Origin of the sequence: Allosphingosinicella sp. (assembly GCF_036387615.1) — a bacterium.
Lineage (GTDB): Bacteria > Pseudomonadota > Alphaproteobacteria > Sphingomonadales > Sphingomonadaceae > Allosphingosinicella.
Window position 1 is genome coordinate 15,590 of the sequence record NZ_DASVTH010000037.1, and the last position, 20,488, is coordinate 36,077.

General features: G+C 66.3%; 15 protein-coding genes and 1 riboswitch. Of the genes, 7 read left to right on the forward strand and 8 right to left on the reverse strand.

Annotation, left to right across the window (positions count from 1 at the left end):
* Positions 1-100 precede the first annotated feature (100 nt).
* Entirely contained in the window at positions 101-2,095 is a 1,995-nt protein-coding gene (gene thrS, locus VF631_RS07905; protein WP_431849743.1) for a threonine--tRNA ligase, read from the forward strand.
* Here thrS and VF631_RS07910 read toward each other — a convergent pair.
* Positions 2,092-3,648: a glycosyltransferase family 39 protein gene (locus VF631_RS07910; protein ID WP_431849744.1), complete on the reverse strand. Its 1,557-nt coding sequence runs from the start codon at positions 3,646-3,648 to the stop codon at positions 2,092-2,094. The two genes, thrS and VF631_RS07910, sit on opposite strands and share 4 nt — an antisense overlap.
* A 182-nt stretch (positions 3,649-3,830) precedes the next feature.
* Here VF631_RS07910 and infC point away from each other — a divergent pair, with 182 nt between their 5' ends.
* Together infC and VF631_RS07920 are read left to right on the forward strand one after the other, a co-directional pair.
* Positions 3,831-4,361: a translation initiation factor IF-3 gene (infC, locus tag VF631_RS07915; RefSeq protein ID WP_431849745.1), complete on the forward strand. Its 531-nt coding sequence runs from the start codon at positions 3,831-3,833 to the stop codon at positions 4,359-4,361.
* A 171-nt stretch (positions 4,362-4,532) separates the two neighbouring features.
* Positions 4,533-7,418 (forward strand): TonB-dependent receptor, encoded by a 2,886-nt coding sequence (locus tag VF631_RS07920; RefSeq protein WP_431849746.1) that lies wholly within the window; start codon positions 4,533-4,535, stop codon positions 7,416-7,418.
* A gap of 37 nt (positions 7,419-7,455) precedes the next feature.
* Here the strand turns inward: VF631_RS07920 and VF631_RS07925 are convergent, their stop codons facing one another.
* The 3 genes from VF631_RS07925 to mutS are packed head-to-tail and all read right to left on the reverse strand — an operon-like array spanning position 7,456 to position 13,207.
* Positions 7,456-10,182 (reverse strand): [protein-PII] uridylyltransferase, encoded by a 2,727-nt coding sequence (locus VF631_RS07925; protein ID WP_431849747.1) that lies wholly within the window; start codon positions 10,180-10,182, stop codon positions 7,456-7,458.
* A gap of 38 nt (positions 10,183-10,220) precedes the next feature.
* Positions 10,221-10,610: a YunG family protein gene (locus VF631_RS07930; protein WP_431849748.1), complete on the reverse strand. Its 390-nt coding sequence runs from the start codon at positions 10,608-10,610 to the stop codon at positions 10,221-10,223.
* Positions 10,607-13,207, reverse strand: a complete 2,601-nt coding sequence (gene mutS / locus VF631_RS07935) for a DNA mismatch repair protein MutS (protein WP_431849749.1) — start codon at positions 13,205-13,207, stop codon at positions 10,607-10,609. Before mutS ends, VF631_RS07930 begins: the two co-directional genes overlap by 4 nt.
* A 130-nt stretch (positions 13,208-13,337) precedes the next feature.
* Here mutS and VF631_RS07940 point away from each other — a divergent pair, with 130 nt between their 5' ends.
* Positions 13,338-15,596 carry an NADP-dependent malic enzyme gene (locus VF631_RS07940; protein ID WP_431849750.1) on the forward strand — a complete coding sequence of 753 codons (2,259 nt, stop codon included), beginning with the start codon at positions 13,338-13,340 and terminating at the stop codon, positions 15,594-15,596.
* A gap of 219 nt (positions 15,597-15,815) precedes the next feature.
* Positions 15,816-16,247: a hypothetical protein gene (locus VF631_RS07945; protein ID WP_431849751.1), complete on the forward strand. Its 432-nt coding sequence runs from the start codon at positions 15,816-15,818 to the stop codon at positions 16,245-16,247.
* A gap of 44 nt (positions 16,248-16,291) precedes the next feature.
* On the opposite strand, the gene VF631_RS07950 is transcribed toward VF631_RS07945, so the two are convergent.
* Both VF631_RS07950 and VF631_RS07955 read right to left on the reverse strand, forming a co-directional pair.
* A complete protein-coding gene (locus tag VF631_RS07950) occupies positions 16,292-16,510 on the reverse strand; it encodes a hypothetical protein (RefSeq protein ID WP_431849752.1) in 219 nt (72 codons plus the stop codon).
* Between the two features lie 212 nt (positions 16,511-16,722).
* Positions 16,723-17,163 carry a hypothetical protein gene (locus VF631_RS07955; RefSeq protein ID WP_431849753.1) on the reverse strand — a complete coding sequence of 147 codons (441 nt, stop codon included), beginning with the start codon at positions 17,161-17,163 and terminating at the stop codon, positions 16,723-16,725.
* 179 nt (positions 17,164-17,342) lie between these two features.
* Here VF631_RS07955 and dinB point away from each other — a divergent pair, with 179 nt between their 5' ends.
* Positions 17,343-18,449, forward strand: coding sequence for a DNA polymerase IV (dinB, locus tag VF631_RS07960; protein ID WP_431849754.1), 1,107 nt, complete (start codon positions 17,343-17,345; stop codon positions 18,447-18,449).
* A gap of 13 nt (positions 18,450-18,462) precedes the next feature.
* Here dinB and VF631_RS07965 read toward each other — a convergent pair whose 3' ends face one another.
* Together VF631_RS07965 and VF631_RS07970 are read right to left on the reverse strand one after the other, a co-directional pair.
* A complete protein-coding gene (locus VF631_RS07965; protein ID WP_431849755.1) occupies positions 18,463-19,212 on the reverse strand; it encodes a hypothetical protein in 750 nt (249 codons plus the stop codon).
* Positions 19,209-19,634, reverse strand: coding sequence for a hypothetical protein (locus tag VF631_RS07970; protein WP_431849756.1), 426 nt, complete (start codon positions 19,632-19,634; stop codon positions 19,209-19,211). The genes VF631_RS07965 and VF631_RS07970 overlap by 4 nt, the downstream gene beginning before the upstream one ends.
* Positions 19,635-19,747: 113 nt before the next feature.
* A riboswitch (TPP riboswitch) is annotated at positions 19,748-19,857 on the forward strand.
* Positions 19,858-19,884: 27 nt separating this feature from the next.
* Between VF631_RS07970 and VF631_RS07975 the strand changes: the two genes are divergently transcribed.
* Positions 19,885-20,488 (forward strand): phosphomethylpyrimidine synthase ThiC (locus VF631_RS07975; protein WP_431849757.1); only part of this gene is annotated, 604 nt, incomplete at its 3' end.

Consider the following 20,488-nt stretch of genomic DNA (forward strand, 5'->3'; position numbering starts at 1 on the left):
TCATAGGCATCTGCCGGTCGCTATCATAGGGAGCGCGCTGTAGGACAGCGCCGCCGCGAAGGGGTGGAGGTCGGGCCGCCCTGCCGCTACATGCGCCCGCATGACGCAGCAGTTCAAAATCCGCCTCCCCGATGGTTCCGTTCGCGAAGTGGACCAGGGCACCACCCCGGCGGATGTCGCGGCCGCGATCGGGCCGGGTCTTGCCAAGGCGGCGCTGGCGGCGCGGATCAACGGCGAGGTGCGCGACCTGCGACGCCCGTTCGAGGAGGACGCCGAGCTCGCTTTGATCACCGCGCGCGACGAGGCGGACGCGCTGGAGCTCGCGCGGCACGACTTCGCGCACGTGCTCGCCGAGGCGGTGCAGAACCTGTTCCCCGGCACGCAGATCACCTTTGGCCCTGCGACGGACGACGGCTTCTATTACGATTTCGCGCCCAAGGAGCGGCCGTTCACGGAAGAAGACCTGCCCGCGATCGAGGAGGAAATGCGGCGCGTGATCGCGCGCGACGAGCCGCTCATCCGCGAAGTCTGGACCCGCGACGACGTGCGCGCCTTCTTCCTGGAGCAGGGGGAGACCTTCAAGGCCGAGTGGGTGATGGAGCTGCCCGCCGACGAGACGATCACCATGTACCGCTCCGGCAAGTGGCTCGATCTGTGCCGCGGGCCGCACCTCGCCTCGACGGGCAAGCTCGATCCGCAGGCGTTCAAGCTGACGCGTGTCTCAGGCGCTTACTGGCGCGGGGACCAGAAGAACGCGATGCTCTCCCGCATCTACGGCACCGGCTGGCTCAACAGGAAGCAACTCGACGCGCATCTTCTTCGGCTGGAGGAAGCGGCGAAGCGCGACCACCGAAAGATCGGCCAGGAGATGGACCTGTTCCACCTCCAGTCCGAGGCGCAGGGGAGCGTCTTCTGGCACCCGAAGGGCTTCCTCGTCTGGCGGCAACTCGAATCCTATCTGCGGCGGCGACTCGACGCCGCCGGATATGACGAGGTGAAAACGCCGCAGCTGATGGACGCGCGGCAATGGGAGCGGTCCGGCCACTGGGGCAAGTATCGCGAGAACATGTTCGTCGTGCCCGACGAGATCCCCTCGACCGAGGATGACGCGCCGATCCTTTCCGGCACGGGCGATCTCATGGCGCTCAAGCCGATGAACTGCCCGGCGCACGTCCTCATCTTCAAGCAGGGCATCACCAGCTATCGCGACCTGCCGATCCGCATGTCCGAATATGGCGTGTGCCACAGGAACGAGCCGCACGGCGCGCTGCACGGGATCATGCGCGTGCGCCAGTTCACGCAGGACGACGCGCACATCTTCTGCCGCGAGGACCAGCTGATCGGCGAAATCGTCGCCTTTTGCGACCTGCTCGACAGCGTCTATCGCGACCTCGGCTTCGACCAATATGCAATCAAGCTGGCGCTACGCCCGGAGCAGCGCTTCGGCTCCGACGCCGAGTGGGACAAGGCCGAGCAGGTCCTGCGCGACGCGGTCGCCGCGGCCGGGCGCGCGACGCCCGAATATGGCTGGGAGGAACTGCCGGGGGAGGGCGCCTTCTATGCGCCGAAGCTGGAATTCCACCTCACCGACGCGATCGGGCGGACCTGGCAGGTCGGCACGATCCAGGCCGACACGGTGCTGCCCGAGCGGCTCGACGCGTCCTATGTGGGCGAGGACGGCGAACGGCACCGGCCGGTGATGCTCCATCGCGCCATCCTGGGCACTTTCGAGCGCTTCATCGGCATCCTGATCGAGCATCATGCGGGCAAGTTCCCGCTCTGGCTGGCGCCCGTCCAGGCGGTGGTCGCGACCATCGTGTCGGACGCCAACAGCTATGCGGAACAGGTGGCGGGGCAATTGAGAGCCGCTGGCCTCAGGGTCGAAACCGACCTTCGCAACGAGAAGATCAACTACAAGGTGCGCGAGCACAGCCTGGCCAAGGTCCCGTACCTGCTGGTCGTCGGCAAGCGCGAGGCGGAGGAGGGCACGCTCGCCGTCCGCCCGCTCGGCACGGATGCGCGGCAGGAAGTGCTCGCGACCGACGCGGTGCTAGGCCGGCTCAGGTCGGAGTCGACGCCGCCCGACCTGCGCTAGCGTTCCGCCGGCCGACCCAGCAGGCACAGGGAGGGCGCAAGCCGCGCGTTCATGAACAGGTTGCGCTCGCGCAGCATGCGGATGAGCTGCGGCTCCGCGCGATCGAAGCGATGCGACCGCAGAATGGGCCAGCGCCGATAATCGCCGCTTTTCGTCAGATCGGTGCAGGGCCCCGGCGAGACGACCAGGACGCGGCGCCGGTCGCCGTCCGGGTGGACTGGCAACGCGCGGACTTCCGGGGAGAGAGTTAGAAAGCGCGAGGTCAGGTCGTCTGCAGCGAGCGTATCGGCGGGCTCCTGCGCGATCCAGACGCGTGCGAGAGCGCCCGCGCCTTGCAGGTCCAGTCGGTTGTAAGACGCCATGGCCGCCTTGCCCAGCAGCAGGGCGAGGCAGACCAAAACGAGCGCCCGGCTGCCCTCGCGCCAGCTGCGAGCCGCGAAGACGCCGAAGCAGACGCTCGCAACCGCCGCGACGGGCAGGAACATTCGTGGCTTGGGATCGACGGCGAGGCCGTAGACGAGCGCTCCGAAGAACAGCATCGCCCCGCCGATCAGGAAGAGCATCAGCTTGCCTCCGCCAAGCTGCGTGCCGAGCTTCTGCCGATGCAGCGCGATGAAGAGGAGGCCGCAGATCAGGCTGAGCCCGATGCCGGGGTGGGCGAGCAGGTTGACGAGGCCTTCGACACTCCAGTGCGCCTCGATCCCGACCGACGGCACCCAGCCGTCGATGTAAGCGACGTTGAACAGCGGACTCTGGCTGAGATCGACCGACGCGTCGAGTTCGCTTGTCGGGATGCGCGTGTGCGCCATGGAAAGCTTCCAGGGAAGCAGCGCGTCCCCCGTCCAGATGGCGTATACCAGAGCTTCGCATCCGATCGGGATCGCCATGCCGGCCGCGAACGCGCCTATGCTCCGGCGCAGCGCAGGGACGATTGCAAGGCCCATCAGAAAGATGGGAACTAGCGCGAGCGAGGTCGGCCGGGCCTGAACGGCAAGCGCCAGCATCGCTCCAGCCGGGAGGATCCAGATCGCGCTGCCTTTGCGGTACCCGCGCTCGACGAAGAAGGCGGCGGCAAGCACGAACGCGAACTCGGCGGTGTCGACGTTGATCTCGAGCAAGCGCTCCGAGAAGACCGGCGTGGCGACCAGCACCAGCCCGGCCAGCAGCGCTTCAAGCCGGCCGAACTGGCGCTGGATCATCAGCACGAACAGCGAAATCGCACCGACCCCGTAAATGAGCGGCACGACCCAGAGCCCGAAATTACCTTCGCCGAACCAGGCGATGGCGCGTCCCGCCGGAATGACGAGCGGGAAACGGCGCCACCAATGGTCGGGCGGCAGGCAAAAGCCCTGCTCGGCCGCGCACCGCGCCGCCGACATGTAGTGCCAATCGTCGGCGCCTCCCCCGCGATATCCGAGCGGATTGACGGCGACGATCAGGAGGGCGGCCAGCAGAACCAGGAGGAGCGGCGCCGCGTCGCTCCAGGAGAGCCGGTGCGGGCGCTGTCCGAAACGAGGGCGGTCTGCCCCGCGCGAGATGACTTGATGCTGCATATAGAAGCGAAGAGCTAAGCGGGCAGGGTGAAGAAGCCGTTAAGCATGCGCACGCGGCACGACGGCCACAGCCGAGCGGAAAAGCGCGGCTTCGATGTTCGCGCCGCCTTCCAAAATCGCCGCTCAGTCATTAGGTGGCTGGTTCCAAACGGCAACAGGAGTAACCAGCTATACGCCCCCCGATGATCCGGCGCCCAGTCGCGCCGCCAATGAACGGCCCCCGTTTCAATGAATTCATCTCCGTGCCCAAGGTGCGCGTGATCGATGAGAATGGTGAAAATCTGGGGGTGATGTTCACCCGGGAAGCGATGGAGCAAGCGGCTTCCGTCGGGCTCGATCTGGTTGAGGTATCGCCGGGCGCGGATCCGCCCGTTTGCAAGTTCCTGGACGTCGGCAAGTTCAAATATGAGGCCCAGAAGAAGGCCAATCTCGCCCGGAAGAGCCAGAAGACGCAGGAGATCAAGGAGATCAAGATGCGTCCGAACATCGACGATCACGATTACGACGTGAAGATGCGCGCGATCCACAAATTCCTCGGCGAAGGCGACAAGGTCAAGGTGACTCTCCGCTTCCGCGGCCGCGAACTCGCCCATGGTCAGCTCGGAATGCAGCTGCTCCAGCGCGTCCAGGGGGACACCGAGACGGAAGCCAAGATCGAGCAGCATCCGCGCATGGAAGGCCGACAGATGCTGATGGTGCTCTCGCCCAAGTGAAGTCGGGCGAGCTTGCCGTAGCGGCAGGCGGCTAAGCCGGTTTCATCCAAAGACTGTTTTGTTGCGGAATTGCAATAATCTCGCCTGACCAGCGGAAAAGCACGGCTTTCCGCTGGCGGCACCTCCTGATTTTGATTAGCTTTGGTCAAAACAAGCAAATCTGGAGGGGTCATGCGGAAATCATTTTGGTTCATGTCGGCGGGGCTGATGGCGCTAGCGCAGCCGGCGATCGCGCAGGAAACGCCTCAGGATGACTCGGGTCCAGGCCCTGAGCAGCAAGCTGCGGCCGGAACCGACGAGAGCGAAGTCGCTCCCCAGGACATCATCGTCACGGCGAACCGGCGCGCTTCCCCGCTGTCGGACGTGCCGATCGCCGTTTCCGCCATCACCGCGGAGACGCTTCAGAATACCGGCGCCAACGACATCCGTCAGCTCAACCAGGTCGCGCCGTCGCTGCTCGTCTCCTCCACCGGCTCGGAGGCGAACGGCTCCGCCCGTATCCGCGGCATCGGCACGGTCGGCGACAATCCGGGCCTGGAAAGCTCGGTCGCCGTGTTCATCGACGGCGTTTACCGTTCCCGCTCGGGCATCGGACTCAACGAACTGGGCGAGATCGAGCGCGTCGAGGTGCTGCGCGGACCGCAGGGCACGCTGTTTGGCCGCAACGCGTCGGCCGGCCTCATTCACATCATCAGCAAGCAGCCAAGCTTTACCACCGCCGCCACGGCCGAGCTCACTTACGGCAATTACGATTTCCTCCGCGCTTCGGCGGGAATCACCGGCCCGATCATCGACGACGTGCTCGCCTACCGGGTGGACGGCGTCTACGTGCAGCGCGACGGCTTCTATCGCGACATCAACAACGACACCGACGTCAACGACCGCGACCGTTACTTCGTCCGCGGCCAGCTGCGTTACGAGCCGACCGATGCGCTCTCTTTCCGGCTGATCGCCGACTACACGAAGCGCGACGAGAAGTGCTGCGGCGCAACCTACGTCACCAATCAGGTCAATCCGCTGATCGGGAACCTCAACAACCCAGTGTCGCCGATCCTGCAGCCCGGCGCCGTGCCGCCGCGGGTCAATGACGCCGGCAACAACATCATCAACGTGCTTCGCGATCTGGGTCAGGATCTCGGGGCGTTCAATCAGGCCTACGACCGCACCATCTACGTCACGCCCGGCCGCAGCTATGCCGGCGAGACGGAAGACAAGGGCATCTCGCTCGAGGCCAATTGGGAGCTGGGCGCGGCGACGCTCACATCGATCACCGCCTATCGCGATTACCAGAGCGATCAGGGCTCGGACACCGACTACAGCACGGTCGATATCCTGTATCGCGCGCCGGATGGCGGCGCGAGCCGCGAGTTCCAGACGTTCAGCCAGGAACTCCGCCTGCAGGGCACCTTGTTCGGTGATCGCCTCGACTGGCTGGTCGGCGCTTATTATGCCGACGAGGATCTCACCGCGACGGACAATCTGCGGTTCGGCAACCAATATGGCCGCTTCGCAACCTGTCGCCTGATTTCCGGCGGCGGGCTCGCGGCTCTTTACAACCCCGCCGCTCCGGGCTGCCTGGCTGCGCGTCCGCCTGCATTCGGTGCAGCATCACCGCTCATTTTCGCGGCCATCGATCGCCTTGACGGCATCAATAATCGCGGCAGCACTCTTGATCGCTATTTCCAGAACAGCCGCAATTATGCGTTCTTTACGCACAACATCTTTCACGTCACCGACACGGTCGATTTGACCTTCGGGCTTCGCTACACGAACGAGCGCAAAAAATTCAAAGCGACCTTCGGCAACGACAATACGGCGTGCCCTTTGAACCAAGCCGCGCTCGGCAACTTCATCAACCCGGCGAGCCCCGCTTTCAATGCAGCGCTGTTTGGCGTGTCGAATTCGATCATCGGCCTGTCCTGTCAGGGTAACTCGACCAGTGAGTTGAATGGCGTCTCAATCTCCGATCGCCGGAGTGAGGACGAGTTTACGGGCACGGGCGTGCTGTCCTGGAAGCCCAATGAGGACCTGCTCCTCTACGCCAGCTACTCGCGCGGGTATAAGGCCGGCGGCTTCAATCTCGACCGGTCGGCGTTGAAGGCGCCGAACGTTTCCTTCGCCAGCCAGGGCGGTGCGCAGGCGCTTGTCGGCAACCTGCAATTCGATCCCGAGATCAATACGGCTTACGAACTTGGCCTCAAATATTCGAGCCGCCCCTTCACCATCAGTGTGGCCGCCTTCCGCCAGGAATTTAAGAACTTCCAGCTGAACACCTTCAACGGCACTGTCTTCCTCGTTCAGACGATCAACGGCTGCTCGCTCGATCTGAACGGCGCTGACCGCGACCAGAGCATCGCTCCCGGATCGCCGAACTTCGTCAATCCGGCGATCGTTGCGGGAAGCAATTTCAACTTCAATCCCGCCGGACTGACTGGCGCCTGCCCGTCCGACAATGTTGGCTTTGGCGTGCGGTCACAGGGCGTGGAGGTGGAAGCCTCGCTTCGTCCGGCGCGCGACTTGTCCGTCAATCTCGGCATCACCGCTTCCGACACCAAGTACCGCAACAATCTCGTGGGCAGTGACACGGGTGTGCCGCTCGATCCGGCGCTTCGGCAGTTGCCGGGCAACAATCTGTCGAACGCGCCGGAAGTGGTGGTGACGGGCTCGGTCGCCTGGACGCCGGATATCGGCTCCTCAGGTCTGTCGGGGCTTTTCTACATCGATACGCGCGTCACCGGCGATTATAATACGGGCTCCGATCTGTTCCCCCAGAAGCAGCAGGACAGCTACGCTGTCGTCAACGCGCGCATCGGCCTGCGTGGGCCGGAGGAGCGCTGGGCGCTGGAATTCTGGGCGCAGAACCTGCTCAACGAGGATTATGCGCAGGTCGCGTTCAACTCGCCCTTCCAGCAGGGCGGAACCGGCGTGCCGCCCTTTGCTCCGGGCTTCAGCAGCGCTCCGTTCGCGGACCCGCAATTCCCGGGCGGCCGGCAGATCTTCTCGCAGTTCCTGGCCGAGCCGCGCACCTATGGCGTGACGGTCCGGACGCGGTTCTGAAGCCTCGTCACCCCGGCGCGAGCCGGGGTGACGCTTCCTAGGCGCTCTCCATCTCCGGTTCGCTCGCGGCTTTGAGCAGCCTGGTCCGCAGCGCTTTCAGTTTCAGAGGGTTCTCGATCTTCTCGCCCTTCGGATCCGCCAGGTAGAAGACATCCACCGCGCGCTCGCCGTAGGTTGCGATGTGCGCGGAATGAACCGTCGCGCGGGACTCGAAGATCGCGCGCGCAAGCCCGCTGAGCAACGCGGCGCGGTCGCGGGCATTGACCTCCACCACCGTATAACGGTTCGACGCGGCCGGATCGACGAACACCGCGGGCCGGATGTGGAACGTCTCGGCGCGGGTCAGCGGCAGCGCCTTGGCTTCCAGCCGCTCGGTCATGGGCTCCTGGCCGGCCAGTGCGCCAAGCACGAGGCGTTCGAGCCGCTCGAGCTGGTGCGGCTCGCTGAAGGGCTTGCCGGCGGAATCCTGCAGCAGGAAGTTGTCGAGCGCCATGCCGTCGCTTGAGGTGTGGATCCGCGCGTCGATCACGTTCGCGCCGGCCAAGCTGATCGCGCCGGTCAGGCGGTAGAACAGGCCGGGCTGGTCTTTCGCATAGACGGTGAGCAAGGTTGCGCCGCGCTCCTCCTGGATCGCCATGGTGATCGGGCCGACCTTCAACGGCTCGCGATCCGCGGCGTCAACGAACCGGGCGTTCTGCTCGAGCACATCAGGCGGCTCAGCGAGCCAGTAGCTGTCCGGCAGGTGCCATGCGAGGCGCGCGAAGCGACTCTCATTCCAGCGCAGCCGCGCCGCCAGCTGCTCCTGGATCGCGAGCACCCGCTCGCGCCGGCCGCGCTGCTTGTGGCCGAGCCGCAGACTCTCCTCGGCCGCATCGAACAAGGCGCGCAGCAGCTGGCGTTTCCAGCTGTTCCAGACACCCGGCCCGACCGCGCGAATATCCACAACGGTCAGGATCAGCAGCAGCCGCAGCCGCTCCAGGCTCTTCACGCGAGCGACGAAATCGACGATCGTCTTGGGGTCGGAAACGTCGCGCTTGAACGCGGTGGCGGACATCAGCAGGTGCCATCGCACCAACCAGGCGACGGTGTCGGTCTCGGCTTCGGTCAGGCCGAAGCGCGGACACAGTTCACGCGAGATCTCCGCGCCGATGACGCTGTGGTCGCCGCCCCGCCCCTTGGCGATATCGTGAAGCAGCACCGCCACATAAAGCACCCGTCGCGAGGCGATGTGTTCGAAGATGCGCGTCGCGAGCGGATGATCGTCCTTGAGCTCGCCGCGCTCGATCCGGGCGGCAAGGCCGATCGCGCGGATCGTATGCTCGTCGACCGTGTAATGGTGGTACATGTCGAACTGCATCTGCGCGACGACGCGGCCGAAATCGGGCACGAAGCGGCCGAACACGCCCGCCTCGTTCATCCAGCGAAGCACCAGCTCCGGCTCGCGGCCGGAACTGAGCAACTCTAGAAAGAAGCCGTTGGCCCGCGGATCGGAGCGGACTGCGGCGTCGATCAGCCTTGCGTCCCGGCTCGCCGCGCGCATGGCGAGCGGGTGGATCTCCAGCCCGTGCCGGTCGGCGAGCGTGAAGATCTCGATCAGCCGCACCGGATCCTCGGCAAAGAAACCATCGCCCGGCAGCGCGAGCCGGCCTCGATCGAGCACGAAGCCGTCGAGCTTGCGCGGGCGCCGGCGCAGGGTCGGGAAACCGAAACGGCTGCCGCGCTTGGCGAACTTCTCGTCAAGATGGGCGAGGAAGACGCCCGTGAGGTCGCCCACTGTCTTAGCGTGCAGGAAATAATGGCGCATGAAGCGCTCGACCGGCGACTTGCCCGGCCGGTCCGCGTAACGCATGCGCGCGGCGATCTCGCGCTGGTAATCGAAGGTTAGCCGCTCCTCGGCACGGCCGGCGAGCAGGTGCAGGTGGCAGCGCACCGCCCACAGGAACCGCTCGGCCTTCTGGAACTGGCTGAGTTCGGCGGGAGAAAGCAGGCCGGCCTCGACCAGCTCCGGCACCGAGCGGACGCGATAGGCATATTTGCCGATCCAGAACAAAGTGTGGAGATCGCGAAGCCCGCCTTTGCCCTCTTTGACGTTGGGCTCGACGACGTAGCGGCTGTCGCCCATGCGCTTGTGCCGCTCGTTGCGTTCGCCCAGTTTGTCGGTCACGAACGCTTGCGCGTTGCCGGCCACGACCTCGGTCCAGAAGCGGGCGCAGAGCTCGTCGAACACGCCCTCGTCGCCCCACAGATAGCGCATCTCAAGCAGGGCGGTGCGGACCGTCTGGTCGGACCCGGCGATGCGGATCGTCTCGTCCACCGAGCGGCTGCTCTGACCCACCTTCAGGCCCAAATCCCAAAGCAAGTAGAGCGTCGCCTCGATCACCTGCTCGGTCCAGGCGACCTGCCGGTCGGGCGTCACGAATGCGATGTCGACGTCCGAATGGAGCGCCATTTCGCCGCGCCCGTAGCCGCCCACGGCGAGCAGCAGCAGCCGCTCGGACCGGGTGGGGTTGGGGAGGGGGTAGAGCTGGTTCGTGACGAAATCGTAAGCGAGGCGGAGCACCTGGTCGGTGAGGAACGCGTAGGCGGCCGCGATCTCGCTTCCGGCATAAGGCCGCGCTTCAAGCCGGCGCGCGATCTCCGCGCGACCGTCGGCGAGCGCTGACTTGAGTAAAGCGGCGGCGGTATTGCGATCCAAACCGTCGAGCCGCTCAGCGAGGAGCCGCCGGCCGATGATCGCACGCTGGTGAGGGATCGCCCCTGTCATTGCCGCTCCATCTAGCGGACCGGAGCGGCTTGGACGAGTCAGCCAAGCTCGGCGTGAACGCGTTCCAGCAGCAATGCGCAGCGCGCGAGGGTCGGAGGGCTGTCACCCAGAGCGTTTCGATCCAGCAGCCGATAGTTCAGCACGGCCGAACCGGGCGGGAACTGCTCCCAGCTGAGATCGATGTGGTCGGTGCGGTCACCATCGACGCGGACGTTCCAGAAGTGGCACTCGATGGACGAGCCCGTATCGACGTCGCCGCACGCGATCTCGGACTCGGGAAAGAACCATTGGACGACGCGCGCGGTAGGATAGCATTGGCCGAACGCGGGGTTCCCTGGCCGGACGGCGCCCTGGTAAGCCGTGTGCGCGTCCCAGCTCGCCTCCAGCGCCGATCGCAGCCGATCGATTGTGACGGGCGCCTCGGTCACTGATCGCTCGTCAAGGTTTTGAGCCGATAGACGAAGTCGAGCGCTTCCCGGGGGCTGAGCGCATCGGCGTTCACTTCCGCGAGCGCCGCTGCAAGAGGATTCACCTTCGGCTCTTCCTTTGCCGCTGCGGCAAATAGCGGCAGATCATCGAGCCCGGCCGCGATCCCGCCGGTCGCGGCGCGTCCCTCCTCCAGCCTGGCGAGCACGGACTTGGCGCGCGCCAGCACAGGCGGCGGCAGGCCGGCGAGCTTGGCGACCGCCAAGCCGTAGCTGCGATCGGCCGGCCCCGGCGCGACTTCGTGCAGGAAGACGAGCTCGCCTTTCCATTCGCGCGCGCGGACATGGTGCAGGGAGAGGGCGTCGAGCCGTTCGGCGAGGCGGGTGAGCTCGTGATAATGGGTCGCGAACAGGCAGCGGCATCGGCTGCGGTCGTGGATCGCCTCCACCACCGCCCAGGCGATGGCGAGCCCGTCATAGGTGGATGTGCCGCGGCCGACCTCGTCGAGGATGACGAAGCTGCGCGGGGTGGCCTGCGCCAGGATCGCCGCCGTCTCCACCATCTCGACCATGAAGGTGGAGCGCCCTCTTGCCAGGTTGTCCGACGCGCCCACACGGCTGAACAGCCGGTCTACGAGTCCGAGCGTGGCGCGGCTCGCAGGCACGTAGGAGCCGGCCTGGGCGAGCAGTGCGATCAGCGCGTTCTGGCGCAGGAAGGTGGATTTCCCACCCATGTTGGGACCGGTGATCAGCCACAGCCGCCCATCCTCCGACAGCCGGCAATCGTTGGCGACAAAGCGGGCGCCGCTCGCCTTCAGCGCCTCCTCGACGACAGGGTGGCGGCCCCCCTCGACCTCGAAGCAGTGGTGATCCATGAATTTCGGCCGGCACCAGCCGCCCTCGGCGGCGCGCTCGGCAAGGCCGGCGGCGACATCGAGCCGGGCGAGCGCGTCAGCGGCTTCGGCGATCCGCTGCGCATCCCGCAACGCGGTCTCGGTCAGCTCCTCCAGATGCGCGGCCTCCGCCGCCAGCGCGTGCGCGCCCGCCTGCCCGACGCGGAGCGCCTGCTCGTGCAGGTCCGGCGCGTTGAAGCGGACCGCGCCTGCCATGGTCTGGCGATGGGTGAAGCCGGAATCGGACGCCATCAGCTTGTCCGCGTTCCGCGCCGGAACTTCGATATGGTAGCCGAGCACATTGTTGTGGCGGATCTTGAGCGCCGCCACCCCGGTCTGCTGGCGGTAGCGCGCCTCCAGCGCCGCGATCGCGCGCCGGCCTTCGCCTCCGGTCTGGCGCAGCACGTCCAACGCCGCATCATAGCCTTCGGCGATGTAGCCGCCACCAGCCGTGTCGATCGGCGGCGAGGGCACAAGCGCGCGGGACAGCAGATCGACGAGCGCGCCGTGTCCGGTGAGCGCGGGCAGCAGCCGGCCCAGAAGAGACGGCCGGTCGGGGAGCGCGGCGAGACGGTCGTGAAGACGCTGCGCTTCGGCGAGCCCGTCGCGCAGCTGACCGAGATCACGCGGCGAGCCCCGCCCGGCGGCCAGCCGACCGAGCGCGCGGCCGATATCCGGCAGCGCCTTGAGTTGGCTGCGCAGCGCATGGCGCAGGTTGCCGTCCCGCTCGAACGCGGCGACGAGATCAAGCCGCGCCTCCAGCGCTTGCCGGTCGAGCAGGGGCGCGCCGAGATCGCCCGCGAGCATCCGCGCGCCGGCGCCGGTCACCGTGCGGTCGACGCTGGCAAGCAGGCTGCCGGCGCGGGTGCCGCTCGCGGACACGGTGAGTTCCAGGCTCTCGCGGGTCGCGGCGTCGATCGCCATGTGATCGCCGGCCGAGCGCGGGCTCGGCGGGCGAAGAAAGGGGAGCGACTCGCGCGCGACTTCGTCGAGATAGGTGAGCAGGCCTCCCGCCGCGGCGAGGGCGGCGCGGTCGAACTGGCCGAACCCGTCAAGGGTGGCGACCTCGAAGCGCTCACGCAGGCGGCGCTCGGCGGCCATGCTGTCGAAGCCCGCGCGGCGCTCCTGCACCGGCCGGCCGGGGAAGGGATCGGGGCTGACGATCTCCGCCGCCCCCAGCCGCGCGAGTTCGGCGTCGAGCGCGGCCGGCGCCACCGAGGAGAGTTCGAACATTCCGGTCGAGATATCGGCGGCCGCGATCCCGCAGCGCTCGCCGACCTTGGTGGTCGCGACCAGCCAGTTGGCCACGCGCGTGTCGAGCAGGGCCTCCTCGGTCAGCGTACCGGCCGTGACCACCCGCACGATCGCCCGGCTCACCACCGATTTGGAGCCGCGCTTCCTGGCCTCGGCCGGGCTTTCCGTCTGCTCGGCGATGGCGACCCGGTGGCCGGCCTTGATCAGGCGGGCGAGGTAGGCTTCGGCTGCATGGATCGGCACGCCGCACATCGGGATCGGCGCGCCCTGATGCTCGCCGCGCGCGGTGAGCGCGATGTCGAGGCAGCCGGCGGCGATGCGGGCGTCCTCGAAGAATAGCTCGAAGAAATCGCCCATCCGGTAGAAGAGCAGGCAATCGGGCGCCTCCGCCTTGATCGCGAGATATTGCGCCATCATCGGGGAGGGAGAGGAATCCTTGACTGCGGTCGCCATGCGGCAGGGGTTAATGGGTAAGGCGGGAGCGGGGAACGCCTAAAAGCTCGCCGTGCGCGGAGGCGGATTTCAACCTTGCCCCGCTCGCGAGTCGCGGCCTACAGCTTGGCTTCACAGGGGGAGAGCAGCGATGAGCGAGAGCAGCGTCAAGTTTTCCGAACAGGAAGCGCTCGATTTCCACTCGCAGGGGCGCCCGGGGAAGATCGAGATCATCGCCTCCAAGCCGATGGCGACGCAGCGGGACCTATCCCTCGCCTACTCGCCCGGCGTCGCCGTCCCGGTCCGCGCCATCGCCGCCGATCCCGCAACCGCCTATGATTACACGGCGAAGGGCAATCTTGTCGCCGTTATCTCGAACGGCACCGCCATCCTGGGCCTCGGCAATCTCGGCGCGCTCGCCTCCAAGCCGGTGATGGAAGGCAAGGCGGTGCTGTTCAAGCGCTTCGCCGACGTCGACTCGATCGATATCGAACTCGCGACCGAGGACCCGGAAGCCTTCATCAATGCGGTTGCGCTGATGGAGCCGAGCTTCGGGGGCATCAATCTTGAAGACATCAAGGCGCCCGAATGCTTCATCATCGAGCAGGCGTTGCGGGAGCGCATGAACATCCCGCTGATGCACGACGACCAGCACGGCACGGCGATCATCAGCGCGGCAGGCCTCATCAACGCCTGCTATCTCACCAACCGCGAGCTCAAGGATGTGCGCGTGGTGGTCAACGGGGCCGGTGCCGCCGCGATCGCCTGCACGGCGCTCATCAAGGCGATCGGCGTGCCGCACGACAATGTCCTGATGTGCGACCGCAAGGGCGTCATCTATCAGGGCCGCGACGGTCTCGACCAGTGGAAGTCCGCCCACGCCGCCAAGACCGATCGCCGCACCCTCGAAGAAGCCCTTAAAGGCGCGGACATCTTCCTTGGGCTGTCCGCCGCTGGGGCGCTCAAGCCGGAGATGGTCAAGGACATGGCGCCGCGGCCGATCATCTTCGCGATGGCCAATCCCGACCCGGAGATCACCCCGCCCGAAGCCAAGGCCGCGCGCCCCGACGCGATCGTCGCCACCGGCCGGTCGGACTATCCGAACCAGGTCAACAACGTGCTCGGCTTCCCGTTCATCTTCCGCGGCGCGCTCGATGTCCGCGCGACCACAATCAATGACGAGATGAAGATCGCGGCAGCCGAAGCGCTCGCCGATCTTGCCCGCCAGCAGGTCCCCGAAGAGGTTGCCGCCGCCTATGGCGGCCGCGCCCAGACCTTCGGGGCCGATTATATCATCCCCGCGCCCTTCGACCCGCGCCTGATGGAGATCGTGCCGGCTGCGGTCGCTCAGGCTGCGATGGACTCGGGCGTCGCCCGCCGCCCCATTGAAGACATGGCCGCCTATCGGGTGAGCCTGCGCTCCCGGCTCAACCCGACCACCTCCCTCCTAACCCTCGCCTACGAGGCCGCGCGCGCCAATCCCAAGCGCGTCCTGTTCGCCGAGGGCGAGGAAGATGTGGTGCTGCGCGCCGCGATCGCCTTCCGCGACGGTGGCTACGGCACCCCGGTGCTGGTCGGGCGCGACGACGTGCACGATCGCCTGCGCGCCCTTGGCGTCGAGGATGCGGACAGCTTCGAAGTCCACAACAGCCGCAGCTCGGCCCGCACGGCCGAGATGGTCGATCAGCTCTACGCCCGCATGCAGCGCAAGGGGCATCTCCATCGCGACGTCGAGCGGCTGATCAACCAGAACCGCAACGTCTTCGCCGCGATGCTGCTGGAGCTTGGCGAGGCCGATGTGATGATCACCGGCGTCACCCGGCCCTATGCCCAGACGATGGGCGAGATCCGGCGCGTGATCGACCCGCAGGAGGGGGTGACCCCGTTCGGCGTCCACGTCATGGTTGGCCAGAACCACACCGTGTTCATCGCCGACACCACCGTCACCGAGCGGCCCACCACCGATCAGTTCGTCGACATCGCCGTCCACACAGCCGCCGTTGCGCGTCGGATGGGCCACGAGCCGCGCGTGGCGTTCGTTTCCTATTCGAATTTCGGCAACCCGGAAGGCTTGTTCCTCGAGAATATGCGGGCAGCGGTCCGCGCGCTCGACGGCATGAGCGTCGATTTCGAGTATGAGGGCGAAATGGCGCCGGACGTCGCCCTGAACCCCGCCATGCAGCGCATCTACCCGTTCAGCCGCCTGTCCGGTCCGGCCAACGTCCTCATCATGCCCGGCCTGCAATCCGCGAACACCTCGGCCAAGCTGCTGCGCGAGCTGGGCGGCGACGCCGTGATCGGTCCGATGCTGATCGGCATGCAAAAGCCGGTGCAGATCGCGCCGATGACGGCGACAGCGTCGGATCTGGTGACCCTGGCGGTTCTCGCCGCCGGCGGGATCGCCTGCTGAGAGCCATCACGTCGCCCCGGACTTGATCCGGGGCAGGGCTGCCCTTCAGACTGCCGGATAGGAGCCCTGGCCCGGATCAAGTCCGAGCCGACGTATGATCGGTGTGCAACGCACGACCCGGACGATCTCCGTCCCGCTTCGCTACACCTCCGAAACAGTAGGAACTACGCCCCCGTTCCTGCTTTATATCAAGCAACTAGGCTAAAGAGAGTTGATGCAATGACTGGCAGGCCAGCGATGCTGGCGGCGCTGATGCTCGCGCCGCTGCTGCTCGCCTCGCCCGCACTGGCGCAAGTCCAGCCGGACGAGGGCGAGGATCGAAGAACCACCTTGGGCCCGAGCTATGCTGAGATGCAGGGCCGGCAGAGCGATTTCGTCGGACAGGACGGCACGCTTTTTCCCGAGCAGCGCGGCAGAGGCGTCGGCGTATCCGCCCAGCCCTTCGTCCGCGACGACGGCACCAAAGGCACCCGTGCCGGCCTGGTCGGCAGTGTGCCGGTCGCGCCCAACATGAGCCTTGGCGTCGGTCTCTTCTCCGTCAACCGAACCAGCCCGCGCGAGCGCGGCATGCATCGGCTCCAGCCGATGCGCGACGTCAACGATCGCGGCAGCCGCATGGCCGCCGTCGGGATGAGCATCCGGTTCAAGTAAGAGCGGCAGGACCGGAAGCTGTATCTGCCAAAGCAAGGCCCGCCTTAGGTCCCGCCTCCGCTCAACTCCTTCCCTCGGCGCTGAACCTGCGCGGAGCAGGACGCAAGCAGCTGCTTCTTGTCCGCATCCGTAAGTCGCGCCACTTCTTGCTCGACCAGTGCCTCCACGTTTGCCGCGGGATCCTTCGCGTCGATCCGGCCAAGATAATAGAACATCATGATCGATGCGGCTGTTTCGACCGCTTTGTCCTTCGTGTCGCTCATTTCCGCAGCGACAAGGAAGCAGCGCACGTCTGCTGAGTCGACTGGTGGAGCTGCTGCTGCCCCCGCGGAGACGAGAAGTAACCCCAGACCAGCTGCTGCCCCGAACATCGTCATCTCCCTGTTCGGGAAATCCTATCAGGACCGGGCGCTCACGTCGCGATCTACTTAGAGACTTCGGTCACCGAGACCTGGGCAGCTTCTCCCGGATGCGCTCAAACCGCCGCACCCTCAGGAGGCGGAAGTTGGGCCATCAGCCTGTCCGCGCCGGGAGCGCCGGCAAAGAAGGCCCGAATTTCATCCCTAATCTCCTGCTGCGTGCGGGGAACCAGGGTCTCGACCGGGCTGCCCCCCGTGATGTCGTCCGTTGCGTAAACGCGGGTGTGCTTGACCGACACCAGCGCACCAGCCCCATCATAGACAATTCGGGTGACGGTGTAGTCACCGTCATATGCCCGGCGCCATACCTGTAGAACATTGCGTTCCGGCTCGGCGGGCCGGCCCCGCAGCTTCTCGAAGAAGGAGCGCACCGGGTGCGCCCGCCGCTGCTCCTCCAGCAGCTTGCGGGTGTCGACCTCGGCACAAAGCAAACCGCCATCCAGCCCGAGGTGACTGTCCGGAACGCCCGGTATCACCACCTTCGTCCACTCGACCATGAGCCGCTCCGTCAATGAAGGCTGCGCCACCCGACAACCTGACACGGCAGGTTGGCTAAACGCCAGCCCCGGCGGTGCGTTCAAGGATAGGGCGCCCTCCCGAATGGCTTCGTATCGGAGTTGATCGCGGAATCGGCATTTCGCTTTTCGGCTCTCCGCGTCCACGCTAAGCACAAAGAGTGAACGACGGACCAGGGATTGCAGGCGTCCGCAAGATCATCCATGTCGACATGGACGCCTTCTTCGCGTCCGTCGAACAGCGCGACAATCCGGAGCTGAGGGGCAAGCCTGTCGCGGTCGGCGGCTCCACCGGGCGAGGTGTCGTCGCGGCCGCCAGCTACGAGGCGCGGGTGTTCGGCGTGAGATCGGCGATGCCCTCGATCACCGCCAGGCGCCGCTGCCCCGACCTCCTGTTCGTCAAGCCGCGCTTCGATGCCTATGCAGAAGTGTCGCGCCAGATCCGCGCCATCTTCGCCGATTACACGCCCCACGTCGAACCGCTCAGCCTCGACGAGGCTTATCTCGACGTCACCGATCATCTTGCCGACCTGGGCACGGCAACAGCGGTCGCAGAACAAATCCGCGCCCGCATCCGCGCGGAGACCGGCCTCACCGCTTCGGCCGGCGTGTCCTACAACAAGTTCCTGGCCAAGCTCGCGTCCGACCAGAACAAGCCGGACGGCCTGTGCGTGATCACGCCCGCCAAGGGTCCGGCTTTCGTCGCATCGCTGCCGGTCAGCCGCTTCCACGGCGTCGGGCCCAAGACCGCCGAGCGCATGGCGCGGCTGGGGATCCAGACCGGCGCCGACCTCCGGGCCTGCAGCCTGGAATTCCTGACGCACAATTTCGGCAGCTCAGGCCCCTATTATCACGATCTCGCCCGCGCCATCTGCCACCGCCGCGTGAGCGCCCACCGTGTTCGAAAGTCGATCGGGGCGGAGGATACATTTTTCGAGGACCTACGGGAGGAGTCGGCGCTCGCCGTCGAGCTCGCCCGCATCGCCGACACCGTCTGGAGCCGCATCGACGCAAAACGGGGGATCAGCGGCCGCACCGTCACTCTCAAGGTCAAGTATCAGGATTTCCGGATCATCACCCGCTCCCGCAGCCTTGATCGGCCCGTCGCCGACCGCGACGAGTTCCTGGAGATCGGGATCGACCTGCTCCGCGCGACCTTGCCACCGCCCAAGGCCATCCGCCTGCTCGGCCTCACCTTATCGAACCTCTCGGACGGAGCGCCGCAACCTGCGCCCGAGCCGCCCGAGTTTGCACTTCCGCTCTATTGAAGCGCCTTGGGCGTCACTGTGCCGTCGAGGCCGTCTGTTCCGAAGCTTTGGCCTGCGCGTTGACACCCTCGATCCGGTTGACCAGCCCGCCCAGGTAATTCCCGAACTTGACGTTCGGCACGAACGCGACGGTGCGCAGCTTGTCCCGCGGGAGGCTCGCCGGCACCGCGATGTCCCGATCGGTGCGGGCGCGGAAGTGAACCCGCACGGGCGCGACATCGGGGCGCTTGGAGAAGGGCCCGAGAAAGGCCATCTTCAACAGATCGCCCCCATTGATCGCGCGCTGGTCTTCGGCCCAGTCGGTCGCCGGTTCGGCGACGCCGAGATCGGTTACCGTCCCGGGCTCGAGCTGAAACGCATAGGATCCCAGCGAGAAGGACGTGTCGCCGAAACCCTGGATCACCCATGTATCCGGCTCGACCTCGATCAGGTGCAGCCGCGCCGCGTCCCCTCTGACGATTTCACGGTTGCGGAAGGGTTCGACGGGGGATTGCTTGCCGGGCAGCGGGTTCGACTTGGCCTTGCCCAGGCCCCGGACATCGCCGAGCGCCGGATCGTAGCGCGCGAAGATGAGCCCGTTGATCAGCGGCATGGTCTTGCGCGATCCGGGAAGCTTCGCGAGCGGGTTCTCCATCAGCTTATACTCGACCAGAATATAAGCCTTGGCCGGGTTCAGCGTCGCCGGCACCTTCTTGAGCGTATCCGCTGCGGCGGGCGCGCCGCTGCAGCCGAGGGCGACTGCGAGCAATATCTTCGTCTTCATCGCGGCAATACCTTTCCTTCGGGCTGCGGAGCCGTGGCGAGCGTGAACAGCCTCTCGACCCGCGCCTGCAATTCCAGCTTCCTCAGGCTTTTCTCTTCCGTGTCGGACACCTCGATCCGGCGATAATCCTTGTCCGCCATGCAGGTGCGCAGCACGTTGTTCTGCATGCCGCGCCGCATGCTCCCCTCCAGGATCGGCGCGATGAAGGCGGCGGTCGCCATCGAGATCGCGTTAGGCGAATAATAAGCCGTCCGCTCCACGCGCACGCCGCCGGCCAGCTCGTTGCATTCGCCCAGATCGGCGACGAAGGTGTCTCGATCCACGCCGGCCTTGTGAAAATAGACCGGCTCAGCGGCGCCGGCGGTGGCCGGCAGCGTCGACGCCAGCAGCGCGGCGCTCCACCATCCGAAGCTGCGAGACATCCCCATCCCCCTGTAATCGTTCCGAGTCTTGAAGCCCGGCGGTGAAGATCAGGTTAGCAGCGGCGCGCAATCTCCGAAAGCGCCTTTCGCGATCACGCGTCTGGGCGTAAGCATCGATTTCCCCGGGGGACCTTGCGTACAAGGTTGAGAGGCGCCTGTTCGGGCGCGACCCGCCGAACCTGATCCGGCTGACACCGGCGTAGGGAGGGAGTGCGGCACCCCGCTCTCCGTCCGCAAAAGGAGAGCGAACATGGCCGACATTCCCGCCCGCACCGAACTCAAGGTCACGACCGGCCCGATCCGCGGCAGCCGCAAGGTGCATGTCGGCCCGCTCGGCGTCGCAATGCGCGAGATCGTGCTGGAGCCCGGCTGCGGCGAGCCCCCCTTGCGCGTCTACGACCCTTCCGGCCCTTATACCGACGGCGCCGCCCGCATCGACATCATGGCCGGCCTGCCCGAACTCCGCCGCGACTGGATCCGCGCCCGCGGCGATGTCGAGGAAGTCCTGCAGCGCGAGGTGAAGCCCGAGGATAACGGCCAGCTCGGCCCCGACCGCTCCGGCGGCGTCCAGTCCTTCCCCAATGTGCGCAAACGCGTGCTCCGGGCGAGGCCCGGGCACAACGTCTCGCAAATGCACTATGCGCGGAAGGGGATCATCACTCCGGAAATGGAGTACGTAGCGGTCCGGGAGAACCTCGGCCGCGAAGCCATCGCGAATGCCATTCGCGATGGAGTCGATTTCGGCGCCTCCATCCCCGATTACGTCGCCCCCGAATTCGTCCGCGACGAGGTCGCCCGCGGCCGCGCCATCATCCCCAACAACATCAACCATCCCGAGAGCGAGCCGATGGCGA